Raw genomic sequence first — 18,266 nt, forward strand, 5'->3', positions numbered from 1 at the left:
GCGAAAGCGCACCGCTGTCCGGGGAAAATGAAGTTCTTCAGAAATGCGCGGGCATAGCACACGCATCGAAAATTTTCCATGGAAATTCAGTGCCATCGGCTCGTCATTCCAGCGAAAGCTGGAATCCAGTGCCTTTGCAGATTTTCAAGTCGCTGGATTCCAGCTTTCGCTGGAATGACGTCGTTTTAGCTTTCCCGCAAGAACGGCGAAAATTTTCCCGGACAGCAGTGCGCTTTCGCGGGAATGACGGCCATGGGATGGTCTTTACTTACGTTTGCGCCGCTCGAAAAAATTCAACACCGGCAACGCACACTTCACCAGGAAAGGCATCGTCGTCGGTCGCAGCAGGCGCGGGTCATAACCAGCGAAGCGGCGATCGTTTTCGCTGAGGCACGTCGCCATCAGTTTCGCCACGCTCAGATCCTGCTCCGTCACCGATTGCGCACCGGTGACGGTGAAGTTGTTGTCCTGTGCATGCTCGTTGCCGTCGGCATCCAGGCTCTTGGCCAGGTCCATGCGCTCCATGCCGAGGAAGCACCATACGCGGAACACCTTCCATTCGAACGCGATTCGCTGGAACAGATTGAGATTGCGGCGATGCCAGGCCACCCAGTTGGCGAACAGCAGGATGTGCCGGCATTCTTCCTGCATCACCGGCTCAAAGGTGTCGATCAGTTCCGGGGGGAACAGGCCTGAATCGTGTGCGACCTTGAACAGGCCGAAGGCGAAGAAGCTGTCGATGCATTCGCTGTAGCCGGTGACCAAATAGGCCCACTCCGGGTCTTTCGGATATTCATAGGGTGGTTCCGGCACCAGCGGAATGCCGTAGTGCTGCACCATTTTCGATAGCACTTCCTTATGCCGGTTTTCTTCCCATGCGTTCTGCGCGAGCGTGTTGCGCATCTCCTGATCAGTGACGGTGCGCGCATAGGCCGCCATGCGCAGGCGCGCCTTGCCTTCGGTCTGCACCGCGATATCCCAGATCGGCAACGAGGTGATGCGATGCAGGGCGGCATCATCCAGGGCCGGCCATTTCAAAACGGACGGGCGATAGGGATTGAAGGTTTCACCGAACATCCGGCACATCATCTGCTTGTGCTCGTCCGAGCCGTATTTGATGCGCTTGCCTTGCCGGCTGCTCGACCAGTGCCGGGTGCGTGTTTCGGAAGCGGCAATGGTGGCCGCGTCCGGCTCGCCCGTGGGCAGCACCGGTTCGTGGTAGCCCGGCACCAGGGTTTCGGCGTCAAAGGCCTCGCGTTCGAACGTCATGACTCAAAGCTTCTCTTCAAAGGGGCGCTGACCGGCGCGCGCGGAGGAAACGGTATACAGCCGGCGCGCTTCGGCCCATTGCCAGGAAATCAATGCCGGCAGGCCGAACCCGACCTCGCGCATGCGCTTGACCAGGGACAGCGCCACGCTGGCTTCGGGTGGCAGACCGATGATGTTGCCGAACAGCACCAGGCCGCCTTCCTGCACGCCCAGGCCGGCCGGCACGACAAAGATGATATGGCGCAATGCCTGCGTCACCGCTTCGATGGCGATGGCATCCCACACGCTGATCGGAAATCCGAGCAGGTGCAGCGCCAGCCAGGTTTCGAAGCTGCCTACCACGTAGCCCACGAACTGCCAGCCGGTGGCGACCATCAGGCGCACCGGACGCGAATACTGCTCGCGGATTTCCTGGTCGAGGTTGGCGCCGTCGATCAACTCGGTGAGTGTCGAGCGTCCGCCCAGCAATTTCTCGGCGAAGCCTTCCAGGCGCGAGAACACCTTGCCATGGCGCAACAGGATGATCAGGAAGATCGGCAGCGGCACGCTGGCTGCCAGGGCGTAGATCACCGTGCTGAAGGCGCTGATGTCGCTGGTCAGTTCGATCAGCAGGATGATGCCCAGCGCCGTGAACAGATACTGGTTCACCAGCGTAAGCAGCACTTCCATGATCACGCTGGCTGCCACCGCGGCGCCGCTGATGCCGCGCCACTTCACCAGGCGGATACCGATGATCTCGCCGCCGATGTTGGCCACCGGCAGCAGGCGGTTGCTGGCTTCGCGAATCGAAGCGACCCAGAACAGGAAGGGTAGTGTCGCCTGCTTGTGCGGATCGCGTGGCGCGATCAGCACGCGCCAGCCGATCACATCAAACAGCAGCGGCAAGATGTGGAACGGCAACAGCCACAGCAAGGGCCAACCGGCGCGGTCGATCGCCGTCATGATTTCGCCCCAGCCTTGATGCGCGACCAAGGCGATGGCGGCACCCAGCCCAAGCAGGCCCGCGATATAGCTGATCAGCTTCATGCTCATGCCGGGCAGGTTCTGGCAACTGGATCGGAGAAGCCGTCGCACAAGTGGCAGCGTTCGGCGATGGTCTGGCGCACGCGCGGCGACAGCAGCGCGGCAAGTTCGTCGGCATGGCGGTAATCGGCCATGCTCTCGGTGATATGGCCGTGCGAGGCGGGGTGCAGATAGACCTCCGACAAGCCCTTCGGCAACTGCTCAAGTATCTCCAGCATCACCGCTTCATCCATGCCGCCGCTGTGGCGCAGACCGAACACGTGATCGTTATAGGCAACGCCGGCCCGATCAAGACGCCAGCGCATCAATGCCAGCCAAGGCCGTAGCCACGGACCCATGCCCGGCTCCGACGGCAGACGGATGGCGCGCAAGCCAAACTCGCGGCCAATGGTCAACATCAGGGTGAGGATGGTGGGATGCAGATGGAAGTGCTTGTGCGCGTTGACGTGATCGAGTTTCAGGCCGGTGGCCGCAAAAGCCTCGAACTGTGCGTGGATTTCATCGGCTAGCTGGCGGCGCACATGTGGCAGGAAGAAGAAGCGAAAACCGTTGCCCACCATGTCCGAATTGAACATGCCATGCCCATCGACCAGATTGGGAATGCGCGTGGGCGGGAGCATGGCGCGGCCATCCGCCAATACCAGGTGCAGGCCGACCGAGAGCCCCGGATTCTGCTTGGCGCGTGCGACGGCGTCGGCCACAGCCGGTGCGGCGACCATCAGGCTGGCCGCGCGCAGTACACCATCGCGATAGCCGCGTTCGACCGCGTCGTTGACGGCGTCATGCAGGCCGAAATCGTCGGCGGTGACGATCAGGCGCGGGCGGTCGCCTCTGCTCCCTCTCCCCTCTGGGGAGAGGGTTGGGGTGAGGGGCGGTTCTTGCCGAGTTGGGGATGCAGAGCGTGGTTTCATTGGGGTTTCAAGCAAGCCATGGCCCCTCACCTCAATCCTCTCCCCCGTAAACAAATTTGGTAAACGGGGGAGAGGAGGCGAATGCGGTTCGCTACGCTCACGATTTAATTTGATTAAGCCTCGTGCGCGCGCAGGAAACGGAAGAACTCCACGCCTTCGCGCAAACGGCGCTTCATCATGTCCCAGCTCATCAGCATTTCCTTGACGATTTCCCAGATCTTCGACGGGCGGAAATAGAAGGCTCGGTAGAACTTCTCCACGCCGTGGAAAATTTCCTGCTTGGACAGGTGCGGGTACTCGATCAGTGCCAGCTGCACGCCCTTGTCGTTGACGAGGTTGACGGCTTCGTTCTCTTTCAGCCAGCCGTTCTCGACCGCCTGCTTGTACAGCGAGGTGCCCGGATACGGTGCCGCCAGCGACACCTGGATGGTGTGCGGGTTGATTTCCTTGGCGAACTGGATCGTCTTGTCGATCGTTTCCTTCGTCTCGCCCGGCAGGCCGAGGATGAAGGTGCCGTGGATGGTGATGCCAAGCTTGCGGCAGTCTTCGGTGAAGCGGCGCGCGATGTCGGTGCGCAGGCCCTTCTTGATGTTGTGCAGGATCTGGTCGTCACCCGACTCGTAACCGACCAGCAGCAGGCGCAGGCCGTTTTCCTTCATGATCTTCAGCGATTCGTACGGCACGTTGGCCTTGGCGTTGCACGACCAGGTCCAGCCCATCGCGCCCAGGCCGCGCGCGATCTCGTGCACGCGTTCCATGTTGGAGCTGTCGGTGAAGGTGTCGTCGTCGAACATCAGCTCCCTCACTTCGGGCATGTTCTCCTTGATCCACTTCGCCTCGGCCAGCACGTTGGCGGCCGAGCGCGTGCGGTAGCGATGACCGCCGACGGTCTGTGGCCACAGGCAGAACGTGCACTTGGAACGGCAGCCGCGACCCGTGTAGATCGACACATACGGATAGTCGAGATAGCCGATGAAGTAGTTGCTGATCTTCAGGTCGCGCTTGTAGATGGGCGCCACGAACGGCAGGTCGTCCATGTTCTCGATCATCGCGCGCGGCGGATTGTGCTGCACGGTGCCGTCGGCCAGCTTGTAGCTGATGCCAGTGACGCTTTCGAACGGACGGCCTTCGGCGATTTCCTTGCAGGTGTAGTCGAACTCTTCGCGCGCCACGAAATCGATTGCCGGCGATGCGGTGAGCGAACTGGTGGGATCGACCGCCACCTTGGCGCCGACCAGGCCGATCAGCACGTTCGGCTTGCGGGCTTTCAGCAGCTCGGCGAACTTGGCGTCGGTCGGGAATGATGGCGTGCTGGTGTGGATGATCACCAGGTCGTAGCCCTCGGCGATCTTCAAACTGTCTTCCACCGAGATCTCGTCGGCGGGCGCATCGAGTACGCGCGAGTCGGGCACCATCGCGGCCGGCTGTGCCAGCCAGGTGGGATACCAGAAGCTCTTGATTTCGCGTTTGGCCTGGTAGCGCGAACCCGCGCCGCCATCAAAGCCATCGAAGGAAGGAGCTTGCAGAAAAAGCGTTTTCATTACGGATGACTCCTGCGGGGCGGTATTGCCCAGGGACAGCAGATAGTTCAGATATTTTGGTTTACGGCGCTGAACCGTCGCCTCGTGCGTGCAGTACCTGTCCGCGCCATTTTACTTGCCAACCGGCCAGGGCGGCTGCCCACTCCATCAGCAATAAGGCGTCGCGGAGGGGAATCAACAGGACCTCATGCCAGGCGAAGGCTTGATGGCTGATGCGCCGCTGCAAAAAGTGTAGCAAAACCCGCGCGGCGCCACCGAGCAGGCCGAAGGTCACGCTGACCGGTCCGGGTGCCAGCAGCAGACCCAGCAGCAGCAAAGGCGAGGTAAAACACACGAACGTCATGCCAAAACCGGCCGGCGCGATCGAGCGTATGGTGCGCAGCCAGCGCTGTTCATGCGACCACAAATCTTTCAGGTTGCTTTCGTTGACGTCGGTGCCGACCACCACGTCCGACAACACGGTGCGCAATCCGGCGCGGCGGGTCAGCTCGCCGAGCCAGAAGTCATCCGCCAGGGTGTCGCGCAAGGCTTCAAAGCCGCCGATGGCTTCGAGCGCATCGCGACGCAAGGCGATGGTGGACCCAAAGGCGAAGCGCGTGGAGCCGAAGGCGTTCGACAGCCTCACGGAGGGCGCGAACCAGTCGTCGATGAATAGACGGCCAAGGCGCGACCACAGCGAAGGCCCAGGGATGCCGTAATACAGGCAGGTGACGATGCCCGTGCCGGCATCGGCCAATGGCGCGGTGACGCGGGTGAGGTAATCGGGCTCCACGTAAATGTCGGCGTCCGCCAGCACCAGCAGGTCGTGCTGCGCATGCGGCACCATGTTCATCAGGTTGCTGACTTTGAAATTCGCGCCATGCACGCGCGGGTCGACAGCCAATGCAATGGAATGCTGCGGGAACTCCCTGCGCAGGCGTTCGACCACGGCGATAGCGGGATCGTCCGGATCGCGCACGCCGAACACCAGCTGGTAGCCGGGATGCGCCTGCAGGCAGAAGCTGCGCAGGTTCTCATACAGCCTTGGCTCGGCACCGTGCAGCGGCTTGAGTACACTCGCCGGCTGCGGAGGGCTGGCAGGAGGCGGAACTTGGCGCGCCTTTCGCAATCCTTTCATCACGGCCCATAGCGCGACGCAGGCATAACCTGTCGCGGCAAATGCGAGCGCGGTGCCTAGCGCATGCAGGGTGTCGACCAACCAGTTCGAGGACATAGATGTTGATGCTACCGGCAATAGGTCGACACGAAACGCGCACTTATGGGGGCAGCTCTTCCCTCGCGCAAGAGGCCGCGCGATGAAGCTCCGCTGCCGCGCAGGGCTGGGTGTGCTGGCTTGCTTATTACTGTGGGGACTTACCAGCGCTGTCGTGGCGGATGGCACGGCCACCTATGCACCCACCTCCTCCGACATCGTCGGCGACTGGCTGGTGGAGAGCCGCGACGCGGTCATCCATATCGAGCAGGTCGGCGACGAATACCAGGGCTACATCCTTTGGCAGCTGCACGAGACTTACGGCCCGGAAGATGGGCCGGCGCTCAACGGCAGGATCGTGACCGATATCCATAACCCCGATCCGGCCCTGCGTTCCCGGCCGCTGACAGGGCTCCGCTTGCTGACCGGCCTTAAGTTCAATCCCGATCATGAAAAGTGGGAACACGGCCGTGTCTATAACTCGGACGACGGCCGCACTTATAATTGCTGGGTTCGGCTGCGCAGCCTGAACCGGTTGCAGCTGCATGGCTACATCGGCATCAGCCTGTTCGGCGGCAGCACCGTGTGGAGCCGGGTCACCATGAGAAAGCCCGCTCCAGGCGAATTGCCCTTCGTGCTGGATGCACCGGCCAACTGATGCCGGTGCCCGCGCGATAGCTTAAGTCCCCTTTCCAGCGAGACGTCATGACCCGCGAACCACGCACCGATGCATCCGGTGAACTGCGTGCTGTTTCCCAGGCGCAACCCAACATCGCCCTGATCAAATACTGGGGCAAGCGCGATGTCGCCTTGAACCTGCCGGTGGTCGGCTCGATCTCGATCACGTTGGAAAGCCTGTGGACGCGCACGGACGTCCGTTTCGTGCCGGGGCAAAAAGGCGATCGCGTCAGCCTTAATGGCCGCAGCGACGAGGCCGAAACCAAGCGCATCAGCAAGTGCCTCGATCTGCTGCGTGCACGCGCGGGTGTCGACTACGGCGCGGACGTGGCAAGCCGCAACAATTTTCCCACCGCCGCAGGGCTGGCTTCTTCCGCGTCCGGTTTTGCCGCCCTGGTGCATGCCGGCGCGCGCGCACTGAACCTGGACCTGAACCTGCAAGAGCAATCGGTGCTGGCGCGCCGCTGCTCAGGCTCGGCGGCACGCTCGATCTTCGGTGGGTATGTGGAATGGGCACACGGCCAATTGGCCGATGGCACCGATTCGGTTGCACGCCCGTTGCTCAACGCAGATGCATGGCCCTTGCGCGTAGCGGTGGCGATTACCTCGACGGCAGCCAAGCAGGTGGGCTCCACCGAGGGCATGCGCCGCACGGCGGATACGTCGCCCTATCAATCGGCCTGGATCGATACCCAGGAAGCTGATTTGAGCGTGGCACGCGACGCCATTCGCGCGCGCGATTTCGATGCGCTTGCCCGCATTTCCGAATACAGCTGCCTGAAGATGCATGCGCTTGCCTTGGCTGCGCAGCCGGGCTTGCTGTATTGGAATGGCGCCACCGTTGAATGCATGCATCGCGTGCGTGCCCTGCGTCAGCAAGGCGTGCCGGTGTTCTTTACCGTCGATGCCGGTCCGCAGCTCAAGGCTGTGTGTGCACCTTCCGCGATCGAGCAAGTGAAAGCGGCTTTGCGCGATGTGCCGGGTGTGCTTGAAGTGCTCGACACCGGCCTGGGCGAAGGCGCACGCGCCATCGCCATGGATCTCGTGGAGGCGTGATGGAAGTCACCGCGGGGGCGCCCGCCAAGCTGGTGCTGCTTGGCGATTACGCCGTATTGGAAGGTGCGCGCGCGCTGGTACTGGCGGTGGATCGTCGCGCCAACGTGCGCATGGCTTCGCGTGCCGATCGGATCTGCAGCATCAGTGCGCCGGACATGGGTGTTCGCGAAGCGCGTGCCGCCATCGGCGCTGACGGAGCGCTGCAATGGCAGTGCGATGAAGCGACCAAGGCCAAGCTCACCTTGGTCGACCACGTGTGGCACGGCATGCTGCGCGAAGGGCTTGTCGCTACCGGCACAGGTTTCGACCTGGCATTGGATACGTCCGGCTTCTTCAAGCTCGAAGGTGGCGTGCGTTCCAAGCTTGGACTTGGCTCCAGTGCTGCGCTGACCGTGGCGCTGGCTTCCGCGTTGGCGACGTATGCGGGCCATGGCGATGCCATCGCCGACCGCATGCAATGGATGCGCCGTCTGCTGCATATGCATGGCGATTGGCAAGGCGGCCGTGGCAGTGGCGTGGACGTGGCCGCCAGCGTGGCGGGAGGCCTGATCAGCTATCAACTGGCTGGCCCTGCGCGCGAACCTACCTACGAAGCGATCTCCGCCGAAGACTTGCACTGCCTGTTCGTATGGTCGGGGCAGTCGGTTTCCACCAGCGATTCGCTGCAGCGCCTGGCGGTATGGCGCCAGGCCCATGCGAGCGACTACAGCGCGCACATGAATGAGCTGGGCACCATTTCCGCTGCGGCGATCGACGCATTGCAGCGGCGGAATATGTCGTCTTTCATTGGCCTTACAAATGATTATAGCCTGGGTTTGCAGCGTTTCAGCGCTGCATGCGGGCTGGAAATCTATTCGCCCGCACAAAAACAGCTGGCCGATATGGCATCCGGCACCGATGTCAGTTATAAGCCTTGCGGCGCCGGCGGCGACTTCGGCGTGGTGTTTGCCGAAGATCCGGAAAGGTTGGCGACATTTGAACGCGCCATTGTGTCCGCCGGTATGCACGTCGTCCCCCTGGGGCTTGATTCCCAAGGAGTGAGTTGCCATATGCGCTCGGATGCGACTTCTCCCGCAGCAAGGATTTTGACGTGATCACTGCTCTTGCCTCACACGCCGCATGCAACGCCGCGACTAAAGAGCACGTGACTTTCGACCTACCACGGAGTGCTTAAGGCTATGAGCGCCGAATCTTCGAGTGCTGAGCGGTCTCGATTTCCCGCTTTCTACAAACTCTCGGTATCCGACCGTGTACGCATCATCCATGAGCGCGGCTGGTTATCGGCCGAGGACTATCAAGCGCTAGTGTCCGGCGAGCACACGCTGAAGATCCACAAAGCCGACAAGATGATCGAGAACGTCGTCGGCGTGATGGGTCTGCCGGTAGGCCTGGGCCTCAACTTCCTGGTCAATGGCCGCGACTACATCGTGCCGCTGGTGGTGGAAGAACCCTCGATCGTGGCCGCGCTTTCGTCGGCGGCCAAGCTGGTGCGCGGCACCGGCGGCTTCACCGTCGAGAGCACCGAGCCGGTATTGATCGGCCAGGTGCAGGTGGTGGACGTGCCGCATCTGGCGCACGCCAAGGCCACGCTGTTGCAACGTAAAGACGAACTGCTCAATCTCGCCAACAGCCTGCATCCGCAGATGGTGGCGCGTGGCGGCGGCGCGCAGGATCTGGAAGTGCACGTGCATCCGCGCCCCGAAGGCGGCGACATGCTGGTGGTGCACTTGCTGGTCGACACGCGCGACGCGATGGGCGCCAACCTCGTCAACACCATGTGCGAAGGCATCGCCTCGCTGGTGGAAACGATGACCGGCGGCCGCGTATTCCTGCGCATTCTTTCCAACCTCACCGACCGGTCGATGGTGCGTGCGCGCTGCGTGATTCCTGCCGACCAACTCACCGGCAAGGGTTTCGAAGGCGAGGAAGTGCGTGACGGCATCGTGCTCGCGAACGAATTCGCCAGCATCGATCCGTACCGTGCAGCCACGCACAACAAGGGCATCATGAATGGCGTCGACGCCGTCGCGCTTGCCACCGGCAACGATTGGCGAGCGATCGAATCGGCCGCGCATGCGTATGCCGCACGCGGTGGCCGCTATACCTCGCTCACGCGCTGGTACAAGGGCGAGAACGGCGAGCTGATCGGCGAGCTGGATATTCCGATGAAGGTCGGCACCGTCGGCGGCCCGCTGCAATCGAACGCCACCGTCGCGTTGAATCTGCGCCTGCTCGGCGTCAAGACGGCGCGCGAACTTGCCGAAATCATGGGCGCGGTCGGCCTTGCGCAGAACTTCTCCGCGTTGCGCGCGCTGGTCACCGAAGGTATCCAGCAAGGCCACATGACCTTGCATGCACGCAGCGTAGCCGTGGCGGCGGGCGCCACGGCAGAAATCTTCGACACGGTCGTGGAGCGCCTGGTGGAAACGGGCGAGATCAAGATCTGGAAGGCGCAGGAAATCGTCGAGCAGGTCCGCAAGGAGTCGCGTGGCGTAGCGGTGACTACCAGCGAGCAGCCGACGGTTGACCATCGCGCTTGCGGCCACGGCAAGATCATCCTCCTCGGCGAGCACGCCGTGGTCTACGGCAGCCATGCCGTTGCCGCGCCGGTGCCGTTGGCCGTGCGCGCGGTAGCACAGGACACCAAGTCCGGCGGCGTCGACATGTTCATCCCGCGCTGGGGCGTGGAATATCGCCTGCATCGTGATCCGGCGCATCGCGATTCGTTCCAGCGCTCGCTCGGCATCATCTTCGACGAGCTGCAGCTGACCGATCGCTCGATGCGCATCGAGGTATTCCCCAACGTGCCGCGCGCGATGGGCCTGGGTGGTTCGGCGGCGATGGCCGTCGCCGTGATCCGCGCGCTCGACCAGCACTACAAGCTGGGTTTGAGCGATGAAGAGATCAATGCGCTGGCGTTCCGTTGCGAAGAAGTGGCGCATGGCTCGGCGTCGGGTATCGACAACACGGTGGCCACCTACGGCAAGCCGCTGCTCTACAAGCGTGCCAACAAGAAGGGCGAGGCACCGATGGTGCGCGAGCTGCATCTGCCCAAGCGCATTCCGCTGGTAATCGGCATCAGCGGCAAGGAAAGCCTCACCGCGGTGACGGTCGGCAAGGTGCGCACGGCATGGCAGCGCAATCCAGCGCTGTATGACGGCATATTCCAGCAGATCGACTCGCTCACGCTGCAAGGCGTGGAAGCGATGCAGCAGTACGATCTGGAACGCCTGGGCGATCTGATGAATATCTGCCACGGCCTGCTCAACGCGCTGCGCGTGTCGAGTTGGGAAGTGGAAGAACTGGTGCAGATCGCACGCGAACACGGCGCGATCGGCGCCAAGCTCACGGGTGGTGGCGGCGGCGGCTCGATCGTCGCGTTGTGCCCGCAGAACCGCGACAAGGTAGCGGCGTCGATTCGCGATGCCGGCTATCAAGCGATGGAGGTCGACATTGGATAATTCAGAACTTGAGCGCCAGAACATCCCTTCGGATAGATGGCGCGATTCGAACGAGGTGGTGTCGTTCGACGACGAACCGTTGATCCTGGTCGATCACGACGATCGCGACGTCGGCTTTCTCGACAAGGCTGCCGCGCACGTCGGCCAGGGCACCCTGCATCGCGCGTTCTCGTTGTTCGTGTTCAATGCCAAGGGCGAGCTGCTGTTGCAGCAGCGCGCGCCGGGCAAGCGTCTGTGGCCGGGCTTCTGGTCGAACACCTGCTGCAGCCATCCGCGTCGCGGGGAAACGGTCGATACCGCGATTCACCGCCGCCTGAAGGAAGAGCTGGGGCTGGCGTGCGAACTGAAGTACCTGTTCAAGTTCGAGTACCAGGCGCAGTTCGATGCGGACGGCGCCGAGCACGAGTTGTGCTGGGTGTATGCGGGCCGCAGTGACGATGCTCCCACGGTGAACGTGAACGAGATTTCCGGCTTGCGCTATATCGCTCCCGACGCGCTCGATGCGGAGATGGCGGCCAGGCCCGAGGCCTTCACGCCCTGGTTCAAGATCGAGTGGGAACGGATTCGCCGCGAGCACCCGGACGTGTTTGCGCCGCTCAAAGGTTAACGGCCAGGCGGGGCCGCAAGCATGGCTTCCGTCCTGGTGATTTATACTGTACTGAACAGGTAAGCTTTTGAACGCCGCCGTTGCGTGGGCGTCTTACATTCCGGAGACATCCCTTGGGTATCCCTCTTATTCAGCAAACCACCATCGCTCAATACATCATCAAGAAGAAGGTGAGTGGTCAGAAGCGCTACCCGCTGGCGATGATGTTGGAGCCGCTGTTCCAGTGCAATCTCGCTTGCGCCGGCTGCGGCAAGATCGATCAACCGAAGGAAATCCTGCAAAAGCGCATGAGCGTCGAGCAGGCATTGGCGGCGGTGGACGAGTGCGATGCACCGGTGGTGTCCATCCCTGGTGGCGAGCCGCTGATCCACAAGGATCTGCCGAAGATCGTCGAAGGCATCGTGGCGCGCAAGAAGTTCGTGTACCTGTGCACCAACGCGATCCTGCTGCCCAAGCACATCGACGAATACAAGCCGTCGCCGTACTTCACCTGGTCCGTGCATCTGGATGGCCTGGAGAAGCAGCACGACAAGTCCGTGTGCATGGATGGCGTGTTCGAGAAGGCTGTGACGGCGATCAAGCTCGCGCTGTCGAAGGGCTTCCGCGTCACCGTGAACTGCACGCTGTTCAATAACGAGGCGCCGGAAGAAGTCGCCGACTTCTTCGACTACGCCATGGAGCTGGGCGTGGAAGGCATTACGGTGTCGCCGGGCTACAGTTACCAGCACGCGCCGAGCCAGGACGTGTTCCTTGGTCGCTCCGAGAGCAAGCAGCTGTTCCGCGACATCTTCAAGATCGGCAAGGAGCGCAAGCGCAAGTGGGCGTTCAACCAGTCGGCGATGTTCATGGACTTCATCGCGGGCAACCAGGCCTACCAGTGCACGCCGTGGTCCAACCCCACGTACAACATCTTCGGCTGGCAGAAGCCGTGCTATCTGCTGGTGGATGAAGGCTATGCCAAGACCTACAAGGAGTTGATGGAAGAGACCGAGTGGGAAAAATATGGCGTGGGCATCAATCCGAAGTGCGACAACTGCATGGCGCATTGCGGCTTCGAAGGCACGGCGGTGGATGACATGTTCGCCCATCCGCTGAAGGCGCTGAAGGTGTCGATGTTCGGCCCGCGCACCGATGGCCCGATGGCGCCGGATCTGCCGGTGAAGTACGGCAATCGCGCCGATGCCACCGCGATCCATATCCCGATCAGCTCGATCCAGCGTCGTAGCGCCGAGACGGGTACCGAAGCGAACCACTAATACATCAAAGCGTCGACAACGATGGGCATAGTGGGATGGATTGCCGCGTCGCTGCCGGCACTGATGTGGGTAGGCCTGCTGCTGACACCGTGGCGCGCCTGGAGTACCCGTGAACATATCGAAGCCGACCCGCATGCCGGGCCGGCTGATCTTTCGCAGGCCACGGTATTGATTCCCGCCCGCAACGAGGCCGACGTCATCGGCCTCACGTTGTCGGGCTTGCAGATGCAAGGCGCAGGTTTGCAGGTGATCGTCGTCGACGATCAATCCACCGACGACACGGCGAAGATCGCTGCCTCCTTTCCAAACGTACGCGTGGTCAGCGGCCAGCCACTGCCGCAAGGCTGGGCCGGCAAGCTGTGGGCGCTGGAGCAGGGCAGGGCACACGTGCATACGCCGATGACACTGCTGCTGGATGCGGATATCCAGCTCCAGCCTGGCATCCTGCCGGCGCTGCTGGCGCACAAGCAGCGCGATGACCGCCAGTTCGTCTCGCTGATGGCCGACCTGCGCCGTACCAGCTTCTGGGATCGCCTGCTGCTGCCGGCGTTCGTGTACTACTTCAAGCTGATTTATCCGTTCGCCATTTCCAACTCGTCGTCGCGCCTGGTCGCGGCGGCGGCGGGTGGCTGCATCCTGGTCGATACGCAAGCGTTGGAGCGGGCTGGCGCCTTCGCCAGCTTGCGCAACGCGCTGATCGATGATTGCACGCTTGCACGGCAAGTAAAGAACGCCGGCTGCCGCATCTGGCTGGGTCTCAGCCGCAGCGTGGTAAGTCTGCGCCCTTATGGCAGCCTGGCTTCCATTCACGACATGGTTGCCCGCTCGGCTTTTACGCAGCTTGGTTATTCCACCTTGCTGCTGCTGGTCGTGACGGTGTTGTTTGCGATCGCTTACGGCTTGCCGTTCGCATTACTCGCGTCGCCCGCAACCTGGCGATTGGGCCTGATCGCGTTGGTAGCGATGATGCTCAGCTACCTGCCCATGCTGCGTTACTACCGTATGCGCCTGGCCTGGGCGTTGTTGCTGCCGATCACTGCCGCGCTCTATCTGGGCATGACCTGGAGCTCGGCGATCCGCTACTGGCGCGGTGTGCGTTCACGCTGGAAAGATCGTACCTACAGCACCTGAGCCATGCAGGTGGGGTGCGGCATATCCTGCGTTCAATCGAACGTCGCGCCATAAATCAGCGTCGCTGACGCTTTCACCGCTTCCAGGACGGTGTGGGCGGCAGGGGAAAGCAGCCAGTCGCGGCGAGTGATGATGCCAAACGAATCCATGCGGCACGACAACGCATACGGCACCACTGCCACCATGCCGAACTGCGCGTAGTGGCGGGCCACATCGGTGGGCACCACGGCCATGTAGTCGGTTTCCAGCAGGATCTTGGCGAGGAACATCAGCGCCGCGGTGCCGATCACCTGGCGCGGCGGCTCCAGGCCGGCGCTCTGGAACATCAGTTCGAAGCGATGACGCAACACGCTGCCGACCGGCGGTACGATCCAGTCCGCCTGTGCGAGGTGACGCAGTTCCACCTTGGGCAGTGCCAGCACGGGATGTTGCGGGCGCACGATCGCGCACACCTCTTCTTCCGCCAGCGCCTGGTAATGCAGCTGGCTCTTGTCGTGCTGGGGAAACAGGCGCGCCACCAGAAAATCGACGCGGTTCTGCGCCAGCCGTTCCAGCAGCACGTCGCTGCTTTCCACCAGTAGCGATACATGCAGGTCCGGACGCTCGCGGGTGATCCATGCGAGTGCCTTGGGCAGCAGCGTCATGGAAGGACCGGCGATGGCCCCGACGGCGACACTGCCCGCGCGACCGGTCTTCAAGGCTTCGATCTCCATCCCGGCCTCATGCAGGCTGGAAAGGGAAATACGCGCGTGGCGGATCAGGCTCTCGCCGTACCAGGTTGGGCGCATGCCGCGCGGCAGGCGTTCGAACAGCGACACGCCCAGCATGTCTTCCAGGTCCTTGAGCAATTTCGAGGCCGCCGGCTGCGACATGTTCAGTACTTCGGCAGCGCGATGGATGTTGCCTTCCTCATCGATCGCGATCAGCAGCGTCAGCTGGCGGGTTTTCAGCCGTGCGCGGACGAACCAGGGAGCTGGAGCCATGTGCTGTATATGCGCTTTGATATCGTTGTTCGCCAAATCTATAGTTGTTGTATATCCATTGCAATCGCCGGCTCGACGTTGGGCGCTTGCTGTACGTCCAGATTTTTATAGCCGACCGTCGCCGGAGCAGGTGCCGCACGGCACCCTGGGCTGTGATGGCCATCCGGCACTCGCGAATCAGGGAGAACGCCGGGATGGCCATCCCGGCCTGGGCATCATTGCAGCTTCAACATCACGATCGCCTTGGCCGGCAAGGTCACTTGCAGCTTGCCGCCATTGATATGCGCGCCGCTGAAGGGCTCGGGCTTGACCGCATCGGGATGGTCGAAGGTATTGAGCGAAGTGATGGCAGGCGCCGTCAATATCTGTCCGCTCACCTGTTTGCTGATGCTGCCTGTGACCTGCACGCTTACATCCGCTGCTTGATTGGGATCGAGATTGGTCAGCGCGACATACACATGGCCATCTTTGGCCTTTACTGCCGAACCATGTACGGCGGGTACCGCGAACTTGCCATGGCGATAGACCGGCGTGGTGATCGCAAGCGGCAGGTGCGTTGCATCCTGGTACGGCTTGTACATCGCGAATACGTGGTACGTCGGGGTCAATAGCATCTTGTTGCCATCGGTCAGGATCATCGACTGCAGCACATTGACCATCTGCGCGATATTGGCCATGCGCACGCGATCGGCGTGATCGCTGAAGATATCCAGCGTCAGTGAAGCCACCAGGGCGTCGCGCAACGTGTTCTGCTGATGCAGGAAGCCTGGATTGCTACCGGGCAGGCCCGCGTACCAGGTACCCCATTCGTCCACTACCAGGGCCACCTTTTTCTGCGGATCGTATTTATCCATGATCGCGCTGTGCTTGGTGATCAGCTCATCCATGTGCAGCGCGCCCTGCAAGGTTGCGATCCAGCCGTTTTCGTCGAAATCGGTGGAAGAAGCCTTGGGCGGCCAGCCGCCGGGCACGGTGTAGTAATGCAAGCTCAAGCCGTTCATGAACTTGGCATCCTGGCGCATCATCACCTCGGTCCAGTGATAGTCATCGTCGCTGGGGCCGGAGGCGATCTTCAGGATGTTTTGGTCGGCGGGCGCCTTGACGAAGGTCTGGTAGCGCCGATACACATCGGCCGCATATTCGGCGCGCATGTTGCCGCCACAGCCCCATAGCTCATTGCCAACACCGACGAAGGCGACCTTCCACGGTTTGTCGCGGCCATTGGCACGGCGCTGCATGGCCAAGGTCGAGTGCGTAGGGGCGGTCATGTATTCCACCCACTGCGCCAGTTCGTCGGGCGACGCATCACCTACGTTGCCGGCGATATAAGCGTCCGCGCCGAGCAGCCCGGTGAAATTCATGAACTCATGCGTGCCGAAGCTGTTGGGTTCTTCCACGCCACCCCAATGCGTGTTGACGCTGGTCGGGCGCTTGTCGCGCGGGCCGATGCCATCGCGCCAATGATATTCATCGGCGAAGCAGCCACCCGGCCACCGTATATCGGGCACCGCTATCGCCTTCAGCGCAGCCAGTACGTCGTTGCGGTAGCCATGCGTATTGGGAATGCTCGAATCCGGGCCGACCCAGACGCCGCCATAGATGCCGGTGCCCAGGTGCTCGGCGAATTGGCCAAAGATGTAGCGCGACACCTGTGGGCCGGGCCGGTCGACCTGCAAGCTGCCGTGCACGTCGATATCGGCCGCTTGCAGCCAGCCGCTGGCAAAGAACAAGGCCGAACAGAGCAGGGACAGACGCAAGCGTTTTTTCGCAAGGGAAGCAGGCATGGCGGGTTTTCTCAGCTGAAGGCACGCCGCCATCAGGAAGATGACGAGGTTACCGGGGTGGTCGGAGTATCGGATGGGGTGTCGATAAGAGACCAATGATTTAAATCGGCTTATCGATATGCACATTGCAATGATGCATTGCACTATCCCCGGCCGTGGATGCGATCCCAAATAGCCATGGCGGCATAGCCGTCTTGCCATGGTTTCGTGGGGGCGCCACTGGCTATGCTGTGGGCTTTGGTCGCAAGACGGATCACTGATGCAACGTGAATTTGGACGAATCGGCGAGTGCGCGGTCCATGCCATGACGTTGGCTGGCGAAGGGTTGAAGGCCGAAGTGCTCACCTACGGCGGCACCCTGCGCACGTTGGAAATCGAAACCGTCCAGGGCCCGATCGGCGTGGTGCTGGGCCTGCCGGATCTGGATGCCTATCGCCGCGATAACGATTACCTCGGCGTGCTTGTCGGCCGCTTCGCCAACCGCATCGGCGGTGCGGGTTTCGAACTGGATGGCCGGCGCTATGCCTTGAGCGCAAACGAAGGCCGCAATCATCTGCACGGTGGCCAGCTGGGTTTCAATCGGCGCATCTGGAGCGTCGCTGCATGCGAGCCGCAGCGTTTGTTGCTCCACTATGTGTCGCCGGATGGCGAGGAAGGTTACCCGGGACAAGTCAACGTGGAGGCCGATTTCCTGCTCGGGCCGCAACGGCTGCAACTGGTCTTGCGCGCGCGCACCGATGCGCCCACGCCACTGAACCTGACGCATCACCCGTACTTCAACCTGGCCGGCGATCCATCTGTCCCTGCCGCGGCGCAGGTGCTGCATGTCCCTGCCGACCGCTACCTGCCAATTGATGACCAGCTGATTCCCGTGGGCGAGATCGCCACGGTGGCTGGCACGCCTTTCGACTTCCGCCTGCCCGCCACGCTGGACCGGCGGCGTGTGGCCGATCATCCCCAGCTGCGCATCGGCGGCGGGTTCGATCATTGCCTGGTGCTGGCCGATGATCGCCGCTGCAGCGCCGAGCTGTATTCGCCGCACAGCGGCGTGGCCATGCGCATGAGCAGCTCGGCACCTGGCGTGCAGTTGTACGAAGGATATGGCCTGGATCGGAGTCATCCGGAGCTGGGACGTGGTGTCTGCCTGGAGCCGCAAGGCTTTCCGGATGCGCCGAACCGGCCCCACTTTCCGTCGACCATCCTGCGTCCCGGCGAGGTGTACGAGCAACGCATCGTGTATCAATTCGCGCTGCCCGGCCCAGGCGCCGACTGGCCCGCCGTACAGGCGGCGCTGAATGCGGCGGAAAGCAAAACATTCGTTATGTCGCCTGGCTGACCTTCAGCACGCTTGGAGGGCGGGGCGCCTGGGATTAG

Annotated in this window: 15 protein-coding genes; 8 read left to right on the forward strand and 7 right to left on the reverse strand. The window is 62.1% G+C overall.

Features of this window, described 5'->3' with window-relative positions; translation table 11 throughout:
* Nucleotides 1–264: 264 nt before the first annotated feature.
* The 5 genes from V7M64_RS03200 to hpnI all read right to left on the reverse strand — a co-directional run bounded on the left by V7M64_RS03200 (nt 265) and on the right by hpnI (nt 5,957).
* Nucleotides 265–1,269, reverse strand: coding sequence for a ferritin-like domain-containing protein (locus V7M64_RS03200; RefSeq protein WP_333676974.1), 1,005 nt, complete (start codon nt 1,267–1,269; stop codon nt 265–267).
* A gap of 3 nt (nt 1,270–1,272) precedes the next feature.
* The gene (locus tag V7M64_RS03205) at nt 1,273–2,301 is read right to left on the reverse strand and encodes a flippase-like domain-containing protein (protein WP_333676975.1); all 1,029 of its coding nucleotides are present in this window, start codon (nt 2,299–2,301) and stop codon (nt 1,273–1,275) included.
* Entirely contained in the window at nt 2,298–3,203 is a 906-nt protein-coding gene (gene hpnK / locus V7M64_RS03210) for a hopanoid biosynthesis-associated protein HpnK (RefSeq protein ID WP_333676976.1), read from the reverse strand. The genes V7M64_RS03205 and hpnK overlap by 4 nt, the downstream gene beginning before the upstream one ends.
* Before the next feature lie 113 nt (nt 3,204–3,316).
* On the reverse strand, nt 3,317–4,744 hold the full coding sequence (hpnJ, locus tag V7M64_RS03215; RefSeq protein ID WP_333676978.1) for a hopanoid biosynthesis associated radical SAM protein HpnJ: 1,428 nt from the start codon (nt 4,742–4,744) through the stop codon (nt 3,317–3,319).
* A 61-nt stretch (nt 4,745–4,805) separates the two neighbouring features.
* The gene (gene hpnI, locus V7M64_RS03220; protein WP_333676980.1) at nt 4,806–5,957 is read right to left on the reverse strand and encodes a bacteriohopanetetrol glucosamine biosynthesis glycosyltransferase HpnI; all 1,152 of its coding nucleotides are present in this window, start codon (nt 5,955–5,957) and stop codon (nt 4,806–4,808) included.
* Nucleotides 5,958–6,039: 82 nt separating this feature from the next.
* Here hpnI and V7M64_RS03225 point away from each other — a divergent pair, with 82 nt between their 5' ends.
* From V7M64_RS03225 to V7M64_RS03255, 7 genes are all read left to right on the forward strand, one after another.
* Nucleotides 6,040–6,594 carry a DUF2147 domain-containing protein gene (locus tag V7M64_RS03225; protein ID WP_333676982.1) on the forward strand — a complete coding sequence of 185 codons (555 nt, stop codon included), beginning with the start codon at nt 6,040–6,042 and terminating at the stop codon, nt 6,592–6,594.
* A 47-nt stretch (nt 6,595–6,641) separates the two neighbouring features.
* Nucleotides 6,642–7,670, forward strand: coding sequence for a diphosphomevalonate decarboxylase (gene mvaD, locus V7M64_RS03230; RefSeq protein WP_333676983.1), 1,029 nt, complete (start codon nt 6,642–6,644; stop codon nt 7,668–7,670).
* Nucleotides 7,670–8,764, forward strand: a complete 1,095-nt coding sequence (locus V7M64_RS03235; protein ID WP_333676984.1) for a hypothetical protein — start codon at nt 7,670–7,672, stop codon at nt 8,762–8,764. The genes mvaD and V7M64_RS03235 overlap by 1 nt, the downstream gene beginning before the upstream one ends.
* 84 nt (nt 8,765–8,848) lie before the next feature.
* Complete coding sequence (locus V7M64_RS03240; RefSeq protein WP_333676985.1) at nt 8,849–11,131, forward strand: hydroxymethylglutaryl-CoA reductase, degradative; 2,283 nt, start codon at nt 8,849–8,851, stop codon at nt 11,129–11,131.
* Nucleotides 11,124–11,738: an isopentenyl-diphosphate Delta-isomerase gene (idi, locus tag V7M64_RS03245; protein ID WP_333676986.1), complete on the forward strand. Its 615-nt coding sequence runs from the start codon at nt 11,124–11,126 to the stop codon at nt 11,736–11,738. The genes V7M64_RS03240 and idi overlap by 8 nt, the downstream gene beginning before the upstream one ends.
* Nucleotides 11,739–11,851: 113 nt before the next feature.
* Complete coding sequence (gene hpnH, locus V7M64_RS03250; protein WP_333676987.1) at nt 11,852–12,994, forward strand: adenosyl-hopene transferase HpnH; 1,143 nt, start codon at nt 11,852–11,854, stop codon at nt 12,992–12,994.
* A gap of 21 nt (nt 12,995–13,015) precedes the next feature.
* Nucleotides 13,016–14,125 carry a glycosyltransferase gene (locus V7M64_RS03255; protein WP_333676988.1) on the forward strand — a complete coding sequence of 370 codons (1,110 nt, stop codon included), beginning with the start codon at nt 13,016–13,018 and terminating at the stop codon, nt 14,123–14,125.
* 32 nt (nt 14,126–14,157) lie between these two features.
* Here V7M64_RS03255 and V7M64_RS03260 read toward each other — a convergent pair whose 3' ends face one another.
* Both V7M64_RS03260 and V7M64_RS03265 read right to left on the reverse strand, forming a co-directional pair.
* Nucleotides 14,158–15,108 carry a LysR family transcriptional regulator gene (locus V7M64_RS03260; RefSeq protein ID WP_333676989.1) on the reverse strand — a complete coding sequence of 317 codons (951 nt, stop codon included), beginning with the start codon at nt 15,106–15,108 and terminating at the stop codon, nt 14,158–14,160.
* Between the two features lie 215 nt (nt 15,109–15,323).
* A complete protein-coding gene (locus V7M64_RS03265) occupies nt 15,324–16,892 on the reverse strand; it encodes an alpha-L-arabinofuranosidase C-terminal domain-containing protein (protein ID WP_333676990.1) in 1,569 nt (522 codons plus the stop codon).
* A gap of 259 nt (nt 16,893–17,151) precedes the next feature.
* Between V7M64_RS03265 and V7M64_RS03270 the strand changes: the two genes are divergently transcribed.
* Complete coding sequence (locus V7M64_RS03270) at nt 17,152–18,228, forward strand: aldose epimerase family protein (protein WP_333676991.1); 1,077 nt, start codon at nt 17,152–17,154, stop codon at nt 18,226–18,228.
* Nucleotides 18,229–18,266 lie beyond the last annotated feature (38 nt).

Source organism: Dyella sp., assembly GCF_036746095.1.
Taxonomy (GTDB): domain Bacteria; phylum Pseudomonadota; class Gammaproteobacteria; order Xanthomonadales; family Rhodanobacteraceae; genus Dyella_B.